The sequence below is a fragment of the Allobosea sp. 05T422_2 genome, assembly GCF_056396265.1.
This window is the reverse complement of record NZ_JBFTLD010000252.1, coordinates 1-15,743: the sequence shown is the minus strand read 5'-3', so window position 1 is coordinate 15,743 and position 15,743 is coordinate 1. Positions and strand designations below refer to the sequence as shown.

At 63.8% G+C, this 15,743-nt stretch carries 18 protein-coding genes and 1 pseudogene; 10 read left to right on the top strand and 9 right to left on the bottom strand.

What is annotated here, in order from left to right:
* Positions 1-203 precede the first annotated feature (203 nt).
* A complete protein-coding gene (locus AC1DJT_RS29465) occupies positions 204-473 on the top strand; it encodes a hypothetical protein (RefSeq protein WP_162768527.1) in 270 nt (89 codons plus the stop codon).
* 72 nt (positions 474-545) lie between these two features.
* On the opposite strand, the gene AC1DJT_RS29460 is transcribed toward AC1DJT_RS29465, so the two are convergent.
* Both AC1DJT_RS29460 and AC1DJT_RS29455 read right to left on the bottom strand, forming a co-directional pair.
* A complete protein-coding gene (locus AC1DJT_RS29460) occupies positions 546-1,715 on the bottom strand; it encodes a glycerophosphodiester phosphodiesterase (RefSeq protein ID WP_476835431.1) in 1,170 nt (389 codons plus the stop codon).
* Positions 1,716-1,935: 220 nt separating this feature from the next.
* The gene (locus AC1DJT_RS29455; RefSeq protein WP_476769507.1) at positions 1,936-2,076 is read right to left on the bottom strand and encodes a hypothetical protein; all 141 of its coding nucleotides are present in this window, start codon (positions 2,074-2,076) and stop codon (positions 1,936-1,938) included.
* A gap of 412 nt (positions 2,077-2,488) precedes the next feature.
* Between AC1DJT_RS29455 and AC1DJT_RS29450 the strand changes: the two genes are divergently transcribed.
* Genes AC1DJT_RS29450 through AC1DJT_RS29435 form a run of 4 tightly spaced genes read left to right on the top strand, consistent with a single transcriptional unit; the run spans position 2,489 to position 6,904 of the window.
* Positions 2,489-3,787 carry an RsmB/NOP family class I SAM-dependent RNA methyltransferase gene (locus AC1DJT_RS29450; RefSeq protein ID WP_441505484.1) on the top strand — a complete coding sequence of 433 codons (1,299 nt, stop codon included), beginning with the start codon at positions 2,489-2,491 and terminating at the stop codon, positions 3,785-3,787.
* A 50-nt stretch (positions 3,788-3,837) separates the two neighbouring features.
* Complete coding sequence (gene guaA, locus AC1DJT_RS29445; protein ID WP_441491912.1) at positions 3,838-5,400, top strand: glutamine-hydrolyzing GMP synthase; 1,563 nt, start codon at positions 3,838-3,840, stop codon at positions 5,398-5,400.
* A complete protein-coding gene (locus AC1DJT_RS29440; protein ID WP_476769069.1) occupies positions 5,397-5,705 on the top strand; it encodes a hypothetical protein in 309 nt (102 codons plus the stop codon). Before guaA ends, AC1DJT_RS29440 begins: the two co-directional genes overlap by 4 nt.
* Positions 5,702-6,904, top strand: coding sequence for an MFS transporter (locus tag AC1DJT_RS29435; protein ID WP_476835430.1), 1,203 nt, complete (start codon positions 5,702-5,704; stop codon positions 6,902-6,904). Before AC1DJT_RS29440 ends, AC1DJT_RS29435 begins: the two co-directional genes overlap by 4 nt.
* 376 nt (positions 6,905-7,280) lie before the next feature.
* On the opposite strand, the gene AC1DJT_RS29430 is transcribed toward AC1DJT_RS29435, so the two are convergent.
* The 4 genes and pseudogenes from AC1DJT_RS29430 to AC1DJT_RS29415 all read right to left on the bottom strand — a co-directional run bounded on the left by AC1DJT_RS29430 (position 7,281) and on the right by AC1DJT_RS29415 (position 10,399).
* Entirely contained in the window at positions 7,281-8,531 is a 1,251-nt protein-coding gene (locus AC1DJT_RS29430; protein ID WP_476835429.1) for an RNA polymerase sigma factor, read from the bottom strand.
* Positions 8,531-8,884: a YciI family protein gene (locus tag AC1DJT_RS29425; protein ID WP_476769066.1), complete on the bottom strand. Its 354-nt coding sequence runs from the start codon at positions 8,882-8,884 to the stop codon at positions 8,531-8,533. The genes AC1DJT_RS29430 and AC1DJT_RS29425 overlap by 1 nt, the downstream gene beginning before the upstream one ends.
* Positions 8,885-8,920: 36 nt before the next feature.
* The gene (locus tag AC1DJT_RS29420; RefSeq protein ID WP_476769065.1) at positions 8,921-9,427 is read right to left on the bottom strand and encodes an MAPEG family protein; all 507 of its coding nucleotides are present in this window, start codon (positions 9,425-9,427) and stop codon (positions 8,921-8,923) included.
* 220 nt (positions 9,428-9,647) lie between these two features.
* Positions 9,648-10,399, bottom strand: a pseudogene (locus AC1DJT_RS29415) (zinc-dependent alcohol dehydrogenase family protein).
* A 105-nt stretch (positions 10,400-10,504) separates the two neighbouring features.
* On the opposite strand from AC1DJT_RS29415, the gene AC1DJT_RS29410 reads away from it, so the two are divergent.
* Entirely contained in the window at positions 10,505-11,404 is a 900-nt protein-coding gene (locus AC1DJT_RS29410) for a LysR family transcriptional regulator (RefSeq protein WP_476835428.1), read from the top strand.
* A 101-nt stretch (positions 11,405-11,505) separates the two neighbouring features.
* Here AC1DJT_RS29410 and AC1DJT_RS29405 read toward each other — a convergent pair whose 3' ends face one another.
* Both AC1DJT_RS29405 and AC1DJT_RS29400 read right to left on the bottom strand, forming a co-directional pair.
* Positions 11,506-12,429: a PLP-dependent cysteine synthase family protein gene (locus tag AC1DJT_RS29405; protein ID WP_476769062.1), complete on the bottom strand. Its 924-nt coding sequence runs from the start codon at positions 12,427-12,429 to the stop codon at positions 11,506-11,508.
* Position 12,430: 1 nt separating this feature from the next.
* On the bottom strand, positions 12,431-12,793 hold the full coding sequence (locus AC1DJT_RS29400; protein ID WP_441491900.1) for a DUF488 domain-containing protein: 363 nt from the start codon (positions 12,791-12,793) through the stop codon (positions 12,431-12,433).
* Positions 12,794-12,880: 87 nt separating this feature from the next.
* Here AC1DJT_RS29400 and AC1DJT_RS29395 point away from each other — a divergent pair, with 87 nt between their 5' ends.
* Together AC1DJT_RS29395 and AC1DJT_RS29390 are read left to right on the top strand one after the other, a co-directional pair.
* Positions 12,881-13,363: a MarR family winged helix-turn-helix transcriptional regulator gene (locus AC1DJT_RS29395; protein WP_441491899.1), complete on the top strand. Its 483-nt coding sequence runs from the start codon at positions 12,881-12,883 to the stop codon at positions 13,361-13,363.
* A gap of 181 nt (positions 13,364-13,544) precedes the next feature.
* A complete protein-coding gene (locus AC1DJT_RS29390) occupies positions 13,545-14,177 on the top strand; it encodes a 2'-5' RNA ligase family protein (protein ID WP_476835427.1) in 633 nt (210 codons plus the stop codon).
* Here the strand turns inward: AC1DJT_RS29390 and AC1DJT_RS29385 are convergent.
* Complete coding sequence (locus AC1DJT_RS29385; protein WP_441491897.1) at positions 14,169-14,828, bottom strand: helix-turn-helix transcriptional regulator; 660 nt, start codon at positions 14,826-14,828, stop codon at positions 14,169-14,171. The two genes, AC1DJT_RS29390 and AC1DJT_RS29385, sit on opposite strands and share 9 nt — an antisense overlap.
* Before the next feature lie 83 nt (positions 14,829-14,911).
* Between AC1DJT_RS29385 and AC1DJT_RS29380 the strand changes: the two genes are divergently transcribed.
* Together AC1DJT_RS29380 and AC1DJT_RS29375 are read left to right on the top strand one after the other, a co-directional pair.
* Positions 14,912-15,508 carry a superoxide dismutase gene (locus tag AC1DJT_RS29380; protein WP_476769061.1) on the top strand — a complete coding sequence of 199 codons (597 nt, stop codon included), beginning with the start codon at positions 14,912-14,914 and terminating at the stop codon, positions 15,506-15,508.
* Between the two features lie 7 nt (positions 15,509-15,515).
* The coding region (locus tag AC1DJT_RS29375) for a tetratricopeptide repeat protein (RefSeq protein WP_476835426.1) at positions 15,516-15,743 on the top strand (228 nt) is incomplete at its 3' end.

Below are 15,743 nucleotides of genomic sequence, written 5' to 3'. Positions count from 1 at the left end.
CGCCGAACCCTCGGCGCGCCGCAACTGCGTCAAGGTTAGAGCGAGGACCGAGCGTCGTCTGCCATAGTGGACGCTGCCATGGCGATTGATCCAACAGGCATAGATAGAGATAGCCCCCCGTATCTCTCCACTATCGGCGCGATCAAATTCCGGAACAATTCGGGATGTACCCCGTTCTTGCCTGCAGAATGGAGGAACGCATCATGAGATTCATCATTCCGACGATGACTGCTGTCCTGCTTGCGACGAGCGGCGCCTATGCCCAGTCGATCAACATTGGACCGGGCGGCGTCTCGGTCGATCCACGCTCGCCGCGCGAGCGCGCCATCGACCGCGAAATCCGCCGCGAAGAGCGCATGCGCGATCGCGCCCGCTGGGAGCGCAGCAGCTGGCGCGGCGATTGCCGCACCGTGAGGACCATCGAGGAAACGCCGCGTGGCGAGATCAGGCGTACGACGCGGGTCTGCGATTGATCTCCCGCTGAAATGTGCAAGAGAAAGCCCGCCCTGGTGATCCGGGGCGGGCTGCTGATCGTTGGGGCTGGCTTATTTGGCGTCGCGGGCCTTCACGGCGGCATCGGGGAAGTCCGAGAACAGCCCGTCGATGCCGAGATCGAAGAAGGCCTTGTACTCGGCAGCGGGATCGCTCTTGAAATTCGAGGTTAGCCGCTTCGGCTCGCTGCGGAACGTCCAGGTATGGACGAAGAGTCCGGCCGCATGCGCGTCMTTGACGACATTGGTCGGCGCGATCAGCACCCGATCCTGCTCGTCGATCTTGCCGTCGCCGTTCAGATCCTTCGGCTTGCCGTCCTCGCCGATCGTCTGCTTGCCGGCGAGGATATAGGGCTTCCACGGTCCGACGCCGTCGGCATAGGTCTTGATCTCCTTCAGCCCGTCGGCCGTGACCAGGTCCTTGAAGGTGCGCTTGTCGCCGGTGACGACGAAATCGTAGGGCTTGTCGAAGGGCGCGGCCAGCACGATGCCGCCATCCTTGTCGACGTCATCGGCATCGACGAGCTGGACGAGGCGCAGTTGCGTCTTGCCGCGCAGATATTTGAGATTGGCCGTCTCGAAGCTCTGGATGATCACGGGCGAGGACTTTTCGGTCCAGCCGGCCGCCTTCAACTGATCGAGCAGGCGGTCCTCGAGCGGCAGCCCGATCGCGGCATGAAAGATCGGGTGCTTGGTCTCGGGATAGATGCCGATGGTGCGGCCGGTCCGGGTGCTTTCGGCCTTGGCGAGATCGATGATCTCCTGCAGCGTCGGGATCGGGAACTTGCCATTATGCGACTGGTCGCGATCGGSSAWSGCCTGCTTGGCRCGCAGSGTCTTGATCTCCGCGAGGGTGAAATYCCCGGCGAACCAGTCATTGGTGTCGACACCGTCGACCTTCCTGACAGTCTTGCGAGCAGCGAATTCCGGTCGCTCCGAAACGTCCGTGGTGCCGCTCAGCATCGGCTCGTGCCGTGCGACGAGTACGCCGTCCTTGGTCGCGACAAGATCCGGCTCGATGAAATCGGCGCCCTGTTCGATCGCCAGCTTGTAGGATTCGAGCGTGTGCTCGGGCCTGTGGCCGCTGGCGCCGCGGTGACCGACGATGAGGGGCTTCTTCCCATCGAGRGTCGGCACGGGTTGGGCGAAGGCGGGCGATGTGGCAGCAACGCCGCCGCAGGCAAGGGCGGCCAGCATCGTGGCCGAAAGTAGCGTCTGTTTCATCGGATCTGTTCCCTGATCGCGGCAAGAGCGCGCGACCATGATCAGACGATATGACAGCTCCGTGAAGTGGTCTTGTGCCGCAAGGACAACTTTGTGGCGAGGCGCGGGGGCGCTGCCCGTCCGGTCTGTATCGTGGCGCGTCCTGACGGACGACGATCGAGAGGCCCGGCAGAAGCGTCGCCCGGCCAAGCCAGAGCGACGCTTGTGATCGGCTGCGGGCTCAGCGCTTGTTTTCGAGCGTCGTCTTGGCGTCGAGGCGCTTCTGCGGGGGCGGCGTCAGGTCTGGCGGCGGTGTTGTGGCGCAGGCCGTGAGGGCCAGGGCAAGAAGACCGGCAAGCGTGATTCGGCAAAAGCGCTGCATGGCGTGGTTTCCACTTGATCGGAGCGATCGCCCCCGGTGTGCCGCTGACGACGACGCTTCGTCAAGCAGACGGCTTCACATGGTAATACGTCGATTTTCAAGCTGGACGCAGCAAGCGCAACCAGCCTCGGTTGCCGGATCATCCTGCGATGAGGACCGTAAGCCCGGGAAGCCCGGCTCGCCATGCGGATTGCGGCATTCGGGGAGAGTGCCGCAAGATCGGCCGGAGTGGTGGCCAGGTCATGAGCGCCCGTGAGCGGCGGAGCAGAACGTCTGCTCAACCGGGACGGAATGTCCGGGACATGCCTTCGCCTCAAGTATCCGGTCGAGACGTTGTTGCCCCTGCCTCGTCTATATGACACCACAGCGCCGAGATTATGCCGCACACGCCGGCACCAGACGGAACGACGCAATGACCCCTGCCGCCCGCATCAGCGCCGCCATCGAGGTGCTGGACGATATCATACAGCGTCGCCGGCCGGCATCCGACGCCCTGAAGGATTGGGGTCTGTCGCGGCGCTTTGCCGGGTCGAAGGATCGTGCCGCAATTGCGACCCTGGTCTATGACGCGCTCCGCCGCCGCTCCTCCTCGGCCTTCGCCATGGGCGAGGAGACCTCGCGCGCGATGGTTCTCGGCATGCTCGCCGGCCTGCGCGAACTCCGGATGGAAGAGATCGCCGAACTGTGCTCGGGCGAGAACCACGCGCCCGCGCCGCTGACGCGCGAGGAGGCGACCCGGCTGATCACCTTCGATCTCGACGACGCACCGGGCTGGGTCCGCGCCGATGTGCCTGAGTGGCTTTGGCCTGCTTTCTCAGCGAGCTTTGGCGAGCAGGCCGTGTCGGAAGGCGCCGCACTGGCCGATCGTGCGCCGATCGATATCCGCGTCAATCGCCTTAAGTCGAATCAGGCCAAAGTGTTGGCGGAACTCGCTCATCTTGGAGCGGAGGCGGGGGCATGGTCCCCTGATGCGATCCGCTTCCTGCCGGGGGCGGATGGGCGCGGCCCTTCGCTGCAGAGCGAGCCGAGCTTCTTCGAGGGCGCCTTCGAGATCCAGGACGAGGGCTCGCAGCTCGTCTCGCTACTGGCCGGCGCCAAGCACGGCGAGACCGTGGTCGACCTCTGCGCCGGCGCCGGAGGCAAGACGTTGGCTCTCGCTGCCCAGATGCAGAATCAGGGTCGCCTGTTCGCGACCGATCTCGATAGCCGTCGTCTGGCGCCACTGCATGAGCGTCTGGCGCGCTCGGGCGCCAGTATCGTCCAGATCCGCGTCCCGCGCAGCCGCGGCCATGAATCCCTCAGCGAAGTCATTGGCGAGGCCGATCTCGTCCTGGTCGATGCGCCCTGCACCGGTTCCGGCACCTGGCGGCGTAATCCCGACGCAAAATGGCGCGTCAGACCGGGCGCGCTCGCCGAGCGGATCAAGGACCAGGCCGAGGTGCTGGCGCGCGCAGCCCGCCTGGTGAAACCCGGCGGTCGTATTGCCTATGTCACCTGCTCGGTGCTTCCGGATGAGAATGACGGGGCCGTTTCAGGGTTCCTGCAGCGCCACCCCGGCTTCACCCTCGTGCCGAGCCAGGAGATCCTGTCGTCGAGGGAAGGCGACTTTGCTTTGCTCGCGCGGTTCTCGACCGCGCTTGGCCTGCAATTGTCGCCGCAGCGCACCGGGACGGACGGATTCTATCTGGCTTGCGTCAGGCGCGAGGCCTGAGGCGCGCTTGCGCCGTTGCGCCTGCGCGCGTGATGGCGTAACCGGGCGCGATGACGAGCAAGCCCCACGACTCCATCCTCATCATCGATTTCGGTAGCCAGGTCACGCAGCTGATCGCGCGTCGCGTACGCGAGATCGGCGTCTATTGCGAGATCGCGCCGTTCCAGTCGGCCTCCGAGGCCTTTCAGCGGATGAAGCCGAAGGGTGTCATCTTTTCCGGCGGGCCGGCCTCGGTGCCGGATGAAAATTCGCCGCGTGCGCCCCAGGAAGTCTTCTCGGCGGGCCTGCCGCTTCTCGGCATCTGCTATGGTCAGCAGACCATGGCGCATCAGCTCGGCGGCAAGGTCGAGGGCGGGCATGCGGCCGAGTTCGGCCGCGCCGATGTCGAGATCGTCGCGCCCTCGGCACTGTTCAGGGAGGTCTGGAACCAGGGCGGCCGCTTTCCGGTGTGGATGAGCCATGGCGACCGCGTCACGCAGTTGCCGGCTGGTTTTTCGGTCAAGGCGACCTCGGAGAACGCGCCCTTTGCGGTGGCGAGCGACGAGGAGCGGCGTTTCTATTCGACCATGTTCCATCCGGAGGTGGTGCATACGCCGGACGGCGCCAAGCTGCTGCGCAACTTCGTCGTCGATATCTGCGGCTGCGTCCCGGATTGGAGCATGTCCGCCTATCGCTCCGAGACCATCGCCAAGATCCGTGCGCAGGTCGGCAAGGGCAGGGTGATCTGCGGGCTTTCCGGCGGCGTCGATTCCGCCGTTGCCGCCGTGCTGATCCACGAGGCCATCGGTGACCAGCTCACCTGCGTCTTCGTCGATCACGGCCTGATGCGGATGAACGAGGCGGAAGAGGTCGTGCGCCTGTTCCGCGACAGCTACAATATCCCGCTCGTGCATGTGGAGGCTGAGGAACTCTTCCTCGCCGAGCTCGCCAAATGCGGCTCCGATCCGGAGGCCAAGCGCAAGACCATCGGCCGCCTCTTCATCGAGGTCTTCGACGAGGAAGCGCGCAAGCTCGGCGGTGCCGATTTCCTGGCGCAGGGCACGCTCTATCCCGACGTGATCGAGAGCGTCTCCTTCTCCGGCGGGCCCTCGGTGACGATCAAGTCGCACCACAATGTCGGCGGATTGCCCGAGCGCATGAAGATGAAGCTCGTCGAGCCGCTGCGCGAGCTGTTCAAGGACGAGGTCCGCGTGCTGGGCCGGGAGCTTGGCCTGCCCGAGGCCTTCGTCGGCCGCCATCCCTTCCCGGGGCCGGGCCTCGCCATTCGCTGCCCCGGCGAGATCACCAAGGAAAAGCTCGACATCCTGCGCAAGGCCGACGCGATCTACCTCGAGGAGATCCGCAAGGCCGGTCTCTACGACGTGATCTGGCAGGCTTTTGCCGTGCTGCTGCCGGTGCGCACCGTCGGCGTGATGGGTGACCACCGAACCTACGACCATGTCTGCGCGTTGCGTGCCGTCACCTCGGTGGACGGCATGACGGCCGATTTCTATCCCTACGACATGGCCTTCCTCGGCCGCACCGCGACTCGTATCATCAACGAGGTCAAGGGCATCAACCGGGTCGTCTACGACGTGACGTCGAAGCCGCCCGGTACGATCGAGTGGGAGTGATTCAGACCCGCTCGAATGTCGCGCTGAGGGTCTTTCCCGGCCTCGAACATCACAATCTGCGCCGGCTCTTCCATGCCGGCATCTGCGTTCCGGTCAACTCCGGTGATCCAACGTATTTTAGAGGTCACGTAAGCGAAAATCTCATCCCCTCGGCCGAGGGATTGGGCCGGACCGCAGAGGAGCAATTGACCCTGGCAGACAACGGCCTCAGGGCCGCGTTCGTCGATGAGGACAGGCGTAAAACGAACCGGAAGGTCATCAAGGGCAGGAGTCCACTGGGCCTTGCAAGCGGTCTCCTACAATGAGACCTGAAGATACGGATTCTCCGCTCCGCATCTGGCTTGCGGTAATCGTGCTCGGCATCGCCTCGTTCACAATGGTCACGACCGAGTTCGCGCCGATCGGGCTGCTGTCCCAGATCGCCCTTGATCTGGGACGAGATCAGGCCGCGGTCGGGCTCACGGTGACGCTCTATGCCTGGATCGGCGCCGCGAGCGGCCTGTTGTCGGTCGTTCTGCTCCAGAAGTTTCCTCGCAAGCCATTGCTCATCGTCTTGATGCTCATTCTTTCCGCGACCAATCTTGCGGCGATGATTTCCCACAGCTTCGACGGGTTGTTGCTGGCACGCGCGGTGGGCGCTGTCGTTCTCGGTTTCTTCTGGGCCATGGCGGCTGCGGTCGCGTCACAGATTGCACCGTCCCACCGTATGGGTGTTGCAACCGCAATCATATTCGGCGGGATCTCGATGGCGACCGTTGTCGGCGTGCCGCTCGCGAACCTCGTCGGTCAGGCGAGTGGATGGCGTGCAGCGTTTGGTCTAATTGGCGCAGTCGGGCTGCTTACCTCGGTCCTGATGATCGCAGTTCTTCCCAAAATGCAGCCCGGATCGCCGGCAGGATGGAGAGAGCTTGGATCGGTGTTCCGCAGACATGACCTGCTGGGGATCTATGCTGTAACGGCAYTCATGGCGGCGGCGAATTTCGCAGCGTACACTTTCATCGAACCATTCCTCGGAGAGATTTCGGATCTTCCCCAGGTCATGATCGGTGTGTTGCTGTTCGGCTTTGGGGGAGCAGGATTCATTGGGAACATCCTGACCGGCTTTCTCATCGACCGCTTCATGAAGTCCATCATCACTGCAGGGCTTTTTGCCTTGTGCCTGGCGCTTGTTGGCCTTGGATGGTTCGGTCCTCAGCTAGGAACAGGTGGAGTCTTCGTCTTGCTCGTCATCTGGGGCGCCGCCATCGCGGCGCTGTTCGCGGGCCTGCAGACCTGGATCCTGCGCGCGGCCGGTTCGACAGTCATGTCCGCTGCCGCGATAGACTCGGCGGTCATCAATTCGGCGATCGGCTTCGGAGCCATCCTCGGCGCCCGGATATTGACTGTATCCGGCGTATCCGGAGTGATGCTGGCCGCCGGAATGGTCGTCATTGTCCCGCTTCTGATCATCCTGTTGCAAGCKGCTCCCCAGGCTGGCCCGAAGGAAAGGGGGAGCGTTGCTTGATGGTTGAGGCTGCAGTCAGACGCCGGCAGGCTTCTCAAGAATACTGAGACGGGTTCGGCAACGGTCCGGTGATCTTGCCTTTGAAATCAGGACCCCAACTTTTTGACAGTCCTGATGTCGGAGTTTTTGCGGTTACAGATTAGATTTGCGAGAAATGTCCATTGGTTATTCGTTGTTCAAACAATCGAGTGGAGTGAGGGCGAGCGGCGGCAGCAGGCCAGCACCCACCGCTCGCGGGTATGCGAGTATGTGCATGCGACAACGACCTTTGATCGCCGATAGCGCTCCTCAGATTGTCGAGGCCATGGCTTTGACCAACTCCTGAGGGGCTCCTTCACCGCCGGATTTGGGATCAGATTGACCGCCAGTGCGGTCCCTAAGATGTCTCTGCCGCGTGCCGGGCGACCTGATCCCGGCGGCACCTGAGAAAGACCGCGTCCGATGGACTGGACGCAAGGCCGATGGCGCGATCAAAGGCCGCAAGCGCGGCGTCGGTCGGGCCCGAGCGGGACAGCAATTCGGCACGTGCCGCATGAAACGGCTGATAGGCCGAGAGCGCTGAGGCAAGCAACTCAAGAGCGTGCAAGCCTGCTTGGAGTGCGCCAGCTTCCGCCAATGCCACGGCGCGGTTCAACCGGACGACCGGCGTCGGTTCGATCCGCAACAGGCTATCATAGAGCAGGACGATCTGCGGCCAGTCGGGCGGCTCCGCCTGGACATGCAAGGCGGCAATCGCCGCCTTGATCTGAAAGGCCCCCGGCGCGCGTCGCGCCACTGCACGATCGAGCAAGGCCAGCCCTTCGGCAATCCGGGCGCCATCCCAAAGCCTACGGTCCTGCACTGCAAGTGGGACGCTGGTTCCGCCGGCATCGAGCCGTGCCGCGCGGCGGGCTTCGGTGATCAGCATCAGCGCCAGCAGTCCCTCGATTTCGGCCTGGTCCGGACGCAGGCCATTCAACATGCGCGCAAGATAGATGGCCTCTTCACCCAAAGGACTGGCGTGAGATTCGTCCGTGCCCGAATAGGCCTGGTTGAAAATGAGATAGACGACGGTCAGGACGGATTGCAGCCGCTCTGCCCAGGCTTCCGGTCCGGGTACGGCATAGGGAATGCCGGCGGCGAGTATCTTTGCCCGTGCCCGCGAGAGGCGCTGGCCCATGGTGGTTTCGTTGTCGAGGAAAGCAGCGGCAACGTCGGCCGTGCTCAATCCGCCCAGGGTGCGAAGCGTCAGTGCGACCCGGGTCTTGGGCTCCAGCGCCGGATGGCAGCAGGTGAAGATCAGCCGCAGGCGTTCGTCGGCAATATCCTCGGTCGTCGTCTCGGCTGCTTCGGCTAGGGAAAGCCGGGCGATCTCGCCAGCCTTGCGGTCCTCACGGGCCGACTTGCGCAAGCGATCGATCGCCTTGCGCAGCGCGACCTTCAAGAGCCAGCCCTGAGGCGAGGCAGGCAGCCCCGTCCTTCCCCAATGCACCACCGCCGAGGCCAGGGCGTCCTGCAGCGCGTCMTCGGCAAGCTGAAAATTCTTCAGCTGAACAATCAGCGCAGACAGAAGCCGCCCCCGATCCATCCGCACCATATTCTCGATGGCGCAGGAAACCGATCGGGGATCGGGGGCGGCCTCCGACATCAGGCGTCGTAGTCCATCACGGGCCGCACTTCGATCGTCCCATAGGCCGCCGACGGGATCATCGCTGCGAAGTGCAGGGCGGCATCCAGGTCGGGAACCTCGAAAATATAGTACCCGCCGAGGCGTTCCTTGGTCTCGGCAAAGGGGCCATCCATCGTCTCCACCTTGCCTCCGCGAATCCTCAGACTCGTGGCGGTCTCGACATCCTTCAGGCCTTCGCCCGCCACATAAGCGCCCGCCGCCTTCAGGGTTTCGTTGAAGTCGAAATACCCCTTCATCATCACCTCGAATTCAGGCGTGCCATAGGCTGGCTCGAGGGACGGGTCACTATAGATCAGCGCCATGTACTGCATGTCAGGTCTCCGGTGTTGGGCAGGTTCGGGGAGGTGTCAGGGGCGAGAGCCAAGCGCCGCGAGGGCGAGGGCCGCGGTCAGCGTCAGTGTCGCAAGGATGCAGGCGGAGTTACCCGCGATCCGCAGGGGATGGGTGGGGGCATTGGCGCGCAGTCCGATGGGGTGCAAAATCCGCCCGATGACGACCAGCAGCCCGGCGGCATGGAGCCAGAGCGGGCCGGCGCCCTGGCCCTCGGCCAGCACCATCAAGATGAGGATCATCGGCACCCATTCGACGAAATTGCCATGCCGGCGGATGCGTTCGTGCAGATTGGCATTGCCTGCATCTCCGATGGAGACGCTCAATGCCGAGCGGGTTTTGGTGACGCCGATCCACAGGACCAGAAAGATCACGGCCAGGGGGATCGCATAGATCGAGGTAATCGGAAAAATCATCAGGGTTGGGCCATTCAGCTTGGTTTCGATGCCCCAAGAACGCTGCCCAATCCCGGATTTCGACATCCAAGCAAAAAATTTCAAACGAGCACGCCGGGTGGCATCCACTAGGGTAAATTGGCCGCCTGGGCCAGTGGTATGAAATTCTATGAAGAATTGCTCTGATGGAAAAGGGTGAAGTCGTTCGTAGGATATTACATTTCGATACTGTGCCTCACAGCGGATAAATATAGCCTGAAATTCATTCGATCGCTCGATGCGAATAGACTTCGCGGCGAAGTCCGGTCCTTGGAGTCGCCGCGCCTCCGGCGGGAGAACGCACGAGCGATCAGATCGTCACGACGATCTTGCCGAATTGTTCGTTCGACTCCAGGAACCGGTGCGCCTCGACGATCTGGTCGAACGGAAAGATCCTGTCGATGGTAGCACGACGCGTACACCATTCCGGCCAGCGATGTCCGACAGCCGCGCTTCCAGATCTTCCTCGGCTGAAGCGACGACATGGGGCGCGCCAAAGGCGAGCAGGGCCTGCTTTTTGCCTGAGGTGCGCGTGACCGCGATCGTGGTCGCGCCCACCATCTTGGCAATCTGGAGCGCGGCAAGTCCAACGCTGCTTGATGCAGCCGTGATGACGACAAAGTCCTCCCTGCGGAGCTTGGCGATGTCGATAAGCGCCCCATAGGCGGTGAGGTACTGCATCCAGAAGGCGGCAGCCGCTTCGAAACTGAGCGATGGCGGATGCTTCACGACGAGTTCGGCTGGAAACGTGGCAAGCTCGCCATAGGCGGGCCAGCGCACCATCGACACGGGTGGCACCACGCTGACGGCGTCGCCAAGTACCAACCCTTCCACATCGTCGCCGGCGGCTTCAACGATGCCTGCTGCCTCAAGGCCGAGACCGGACGGCAAAGTCGGTGTCTCGATATAAGTGCCGGCGCGCAGCRACGCCTCGGCGCGGTTCAGCCCGAGCGCCTTGACCCGGATCTGCACCTCGCCTCGGCCGGGAGCCGGAACCGTCACGGTTTCGATGCGCAAGACCTCGGGACCACCATGCTCATGAAAGCGAACGACGCGTGCCATAGGCTGTAACTCCAAATTATTTGAACGGAATAAGCTATGCGTCCGGGCTGCGCCGCGGATAAATGGCCGAATCGGAAGATCAGTCGAAACTATGGGTTCTGAAAGATGGATCGCCTTACGAGCATGACCGTGTTCGTCAAAGCCGTTGACCTAGGCTCGTTCGCGGCTGCCGCCGAGGCTCTCGATCTGTCGGGGCCGATGGTCGGCAAGCATGTCCGCTTCCTGGAAGAGCGGCTGGGCGTGAGCCTCATCAACCGCACCACGCGCCGCCAGAGCCTGACGGATTTCGGGCGCACCTATTACGATCGCTGCCGCGTCGTTCTGGCCGAAGCCGAGGCTGCAGATGCGCTCGCTGCCGACCAGCTTTCAGAACCGCGCGGAAAGCTGCGTGTCACCATGCCTGCGCTCCTCGGCCGATGCTGCGTTGCGCCCATCCTGCTGGAGCTTGCGCGGCGCCATCCCGCGCTGGAACTTGATCTGTCGTTCAGCGACCGCATCGTCGATCTTGCCGAAGGGAACTACGATCTCGCCATCCGGACAGGCGAGCTAGCGAACAAGACAGGCGTGATCGCGCGACGCATCGCGCGTCACCGGATGCTCGTCTGCGCGTCGCCGTCCTATCTCGAGACACACGGCCGGCCCGGGCAGATCGAGGAGATCGGCCGGCATCACGCCATCATCTACAGCCGGCCGGGCTGGATCCATCCGTGGCTGTTCGCGCGCGAGGGCCAGCCACCGGTGGAGGTTGCGCCGGTCGGCCGGTTGCGGCTCGACGACCTTGATGCCGTGGCCGATGCCRCAGCTTCCGGCCTGGGCCTTGCCTGGCTGCCATCTTGGCTGATTCAGGAGCGCATTCAGGCAGGCAAGCTTGTGCCGTTGTTGCTGAATGAGCCGGGATATGTGTTCGACAACTACGCGCTATGGCTGCAGACGCCTCACCTGCCGCGCAAGGTACGTCTCGCCGTCGATGCGCTGGCATCGGCGCTGCCCAGGCTCATGGCCTGAAATGCAGGGCATAGGGCGTCGCGATGACTTCAAGGCGCTTTCGGCGCCCATTCCATCCCCACCGGACAAGAACGGAGTGTCGTGCGTCGGCCGGCAGCGCCTCAGTGCTTGCTGAGATATTTCATACCGGTATCGCACATCACGGTGACGATGGTCGCGCCGGGGCCGAACTGCTCGGCGAGGCGTAGCGCTGCGACGACATTGGCTCCCGTCGACGTTCCCGCGAAGAGGCCTTCCTCTCGGGCGAGGCGGCGGGCCATGGTGGCAGCCTCCTCGGTCGAAACCAGATCAATCCGGTCGGCGATGTCCTTCTCCCAGAGCGGCATGACATAGCCGGCGCCGATCCCGTCGATCTTGTGGGCTCCGGTCGCGCCGCCCGACAGCACCGGGGATTCGGCGGGCTCCACGGCCGCAATTGCGATCGCGGCATTGTGCCGGCGCAGCGCCTCGCCGGTTCCGCGGAGCGAGGCGGCGGTGCCGACGCTCTGGACGAAGCCGTCGATCCTTCCCTTCGTCTGCGCCCAGACTTCGTCAGCCATCCGGTGATAGGCCGCCATCTGGTCGCGGTTCTTCATCTGGTCGGTCCAGAAACTGCCGGTCTCGGCGGCAAGGACCCGTGCGGCTTCGATCATGTCGCGGGTGAGCTTCTCGGTCATGCGGCCGCTCTCACTGGGAATGATCTGAAGCTGGGCGCCCAGCAGTTTCATATGCTCGAGCTTCTCTCGCGCGAACGCGTCCGAGGTCACGATATGCAGCGGGTAACCCTTCACGGCACAGACCAGCGAGAGGGAGACGCCCGTGCTTCCGCCGGTATATTCGACGACGGAACCTCCCGGCTTCAGGCGGCCGTCCGCTTCGGCGGCCTCGACCATCGCCAGCGCCATGCGGTCCTTCATGCTCTCCGTCGGGTTTTCGCTTTCCAGCTTCAGCAGGATCCGGGCGCCGTTTGCCGGTGCGATCCGCCGCAGCGCGAGGAGGGTGGTGTTGCCGACGAGGTCCAGGATGGTTCGGTCCGGGTGGTTCATCTCAGGCGCCCTGCTGTTCGAGCCAGATCTTGAGCGCAACCGCATTGTTCCGCTCTTCGTCACGCGCCGCGTAGAGCAGGGTCACCGGACCTTCGCGCAGATGCCGGAAAAGCTCCCTGGTGGCCGCTTGCGCCGCTTCGCTCGTCAATTCGTCCGCATAGGCCGCGCGGAACGCATCCCAATCATCCGGCTTGCCGTGAAACTGCTTCCGCAGGGCATTGCTCGGCGCGATCTCCTTGAGCCAGAGGTCGATATGCGCCTTGTCCCTGGAGATGCCGCGCGGCCAAAGCCGGTCGACCAGGATGCGCTTGCCGTCATTGGCGGCCCGGTGGTCGTAGACGCGCTTCAGGACGAATGAGGCCATTGGACGTCTGCCACGTGGGGAACGAGGCGCCCGGATCGCGCGACGCCCATTTCCATGCATCTACATGTATTGTAGATGCATATAACCATGAGAGCTGGGAAGCAATCGCAAGGCAGCCTGCGACGCGAGGCTCGCGCCCTGGTCGACGCTTGCCCGGCCTGGAATGCCCGGCTGGCGGCGCGACGCATTTCGCTGTTCATCGATCGGGACATGGCGGCCCTTGGCCTTACCGCGGCGCAAGCCGGGCTGATGGCGCAGATCGCGACCATCGGCGACGATACGCTCGGCGCACTCGCTCAGCGGACCGGGCTCGAGCAATCCACGCTGTCGCGCAATCTGCGTACGCTGGAACGCGAGGGGCTGATCGAGATCGCGGTGGTGGAGGCAGACTTGCGGCGTCGTGCAGTGTGGCTGACCGAAGCCGGCGTACGGCGGTTACAGGAGGCCCTGCCGGTCTGGCGTCAGGCCCAAGCCCGTCTCGCGCAGATCCTGAGGCCTGGACTGGCGCGCGAGCTCGCAGACCACAGCGAGGCGCTGAACGAGGCGAAGCCCGGATCACGATTGCCTTGAAAGCTCCAAAATCTCTTGGTCGAGTGCGCGCCCTGGTCCCCCTCCGGCGAGCATCGGGCGCTGAGGTCGGTCGCGCTGCGATTGGAGGGCCTGGCTAGCGGGCAGCAGGACAAGCGTATCGGATTTCGTGCTGCGGTAGCGGTCGGGCGTCTTGCCGGACAGGTCGAGAGCGAGGTGCGAGATGACACCTGTCGACGCGTGTGATCTGTCGTTTCCGGATCTCAGTCTTCCGCAGAACCTTCGCGGCCCCCCGCGGGCAGGCAATCGCGAAAGCGTCGCAATCTTCTTCGCGCTCCTGCCGGAGCCGGACACAGCGAGCTACATTTCCCATCTCGCCGGCGACCTTCGCGCCGAGTTCAAGCTGCACGGTCGGCTGCGCCCGCCGAGCCTGCTCCATGTCTCGCTCAACAAGGTCKGCAATTTCATCGAATTGCCGAGGGAAATCATCGCCGCAGCGCTGGAAGCCGGCCGAATGGTCGAGGCCCATCAGTTCGCCGTGAGCCTTGACCGGTTCCTCAGTTTCAGCGGCGGTGAACCTCACGCCCTTGTCCTGTGCTGCGGGGAGGATCTCGCCGCGCTTTCGACACTGCGCCGCAACATCGATCGAGCGCTCAAGAGGGTCGGGCTGAAACCGGGTGGTCAGGCAGGTTCGACGCCCCATGTGACCATATTATACGACCGCGAACTCGTACCTCCCATGGGGCTCGAGCGGCCGATCGGCTGGGTTGCCCGCGACTTTGTCCTGATCGAGAGTTTCCAGGGACAAGGCCGATACGAGATTCTGGGGCGCTGGCCGCTGCACCCGCTATGTTGAAGGTCGAATGCGGTAAGCGCAGCGCCGCGCGCCATGAAGGATGTGTTCCTCTCGTTCGACCGAACAGCCCGGTCCGAGCGCGTCTCTGAAGATCGCGAGTTCGGCGCGGCAAAACCCCTGGCAAATCGACGCCGCGGCGCAGATCGGACAGTGGTTCTCGATCAGAAGCCAGCCATCGTCCGATCGCTGCCATTCGGCCATATAGCCTTCGCGGCTCCGGATCTCGGTGAGCGCCGCAATGCGGGCCTCCAGCCCTTCGGCGCCCGCCATGGCTGCCTGATAGGCGGTTCGCATCTCGGTTTCGCGGGCGTTGATCAAACGGTCGAGCGCGTCTGCCCCCAGGAGTTCGCGCACGGACCGCAACAGGCTGACCGTGAGCTCCGCATGGCTGTCGGGGAAGCGCGCCTGACCCTTGTCGGTCAAACGCCAGAACTGGGTTGGGCGGCCGACACCTCGGGACACGGTCTCGGTTTCGACAAGGGCTTCGGTCGCGAGCTTCGCGAGTTGCTGCCGCGCGTTCTCGCCCGTGGTGCCAAGCGCCCTTCCCAGATCAGCCGCGGTCTGTGCGCCGCGTGTCTTCAGCAGGGTCAGCAGCCGGTCAGCCGGCGGACGGGGCAGTGATGATGCATTTTCCAAGTCGTAGCTTGACATATTTCAGGAGCGCCAATATTCCAAGTCAATACTTGTTTTATAGAGCTTGCAGCAACCCGCTGCAAGCTGCGCTGGAGATGACGATGCCCTTCACGGTTCCGAGCCTGCCTTACGCCCTCGATGCGTTGGCGCCCGTCATGTCGGCAGAGACGCTGGACCTGCATCACGGCAAGCACCATCAAGCTTACGTCACCAAGCTCAACGAGCTTGTTCCGGGCTCGGCCTTCGAAGGTTTGAGCCTTGAGGAGATCATTCGCGGCTCCTTCGAAAGACCGGGCGCAGAGGCGATCTTCAACAATGCCGGCCAGCACTGGAACCACAATTTCTTCTGGCCCTCGCTAAGGCCCGATGCCGGCGGCATGCCCGGCAGGCTGGAAGCCCGGCTGAAGGGCGACTTCGGAACGATCGATGCCTTCAAGGCCGAGTTCGTGAAGCAGGGCCTTGCCCAGTTCGGTTCCGGCTGGGTCTGGCTGGTGCAGACGCGGGAAGGGCGTCTTGCCGTCACCAAATCAGCCAACGCGATCAACCCGCTGGTCCATGACCAGACGCCGCTGCTCGGCTGCGATGTCTGGGAGCATTCCTATTATGTCGACTATCGCAACCGCCGTGCCGATTACCTCCAGGCCTTCGTCGATCATCTCGTCGACTGGGATGTGGTCGCGTCGCGCTTGCCGGCCTGAGCCGATGATGGGACTCGCTGAGCGGCTCTCGGCGCGGCTCGCGGCTGGCGCCGAGAGCCACATCCTCCGCTTCGCCCTTGGCGCCGCCTGCCTGAAGAGCGGCGACGGCCCGGCCGCGATCGTACACCTCGAGCGCGCGGTCGCGCTTGATCCTGATTATTCGGCGGCATGGGCGCTGCTTGGCCGCGCCCGGTTGCTGGCGGGGCGGACGGAAGCGGCGTGCACAGCGTGGCAG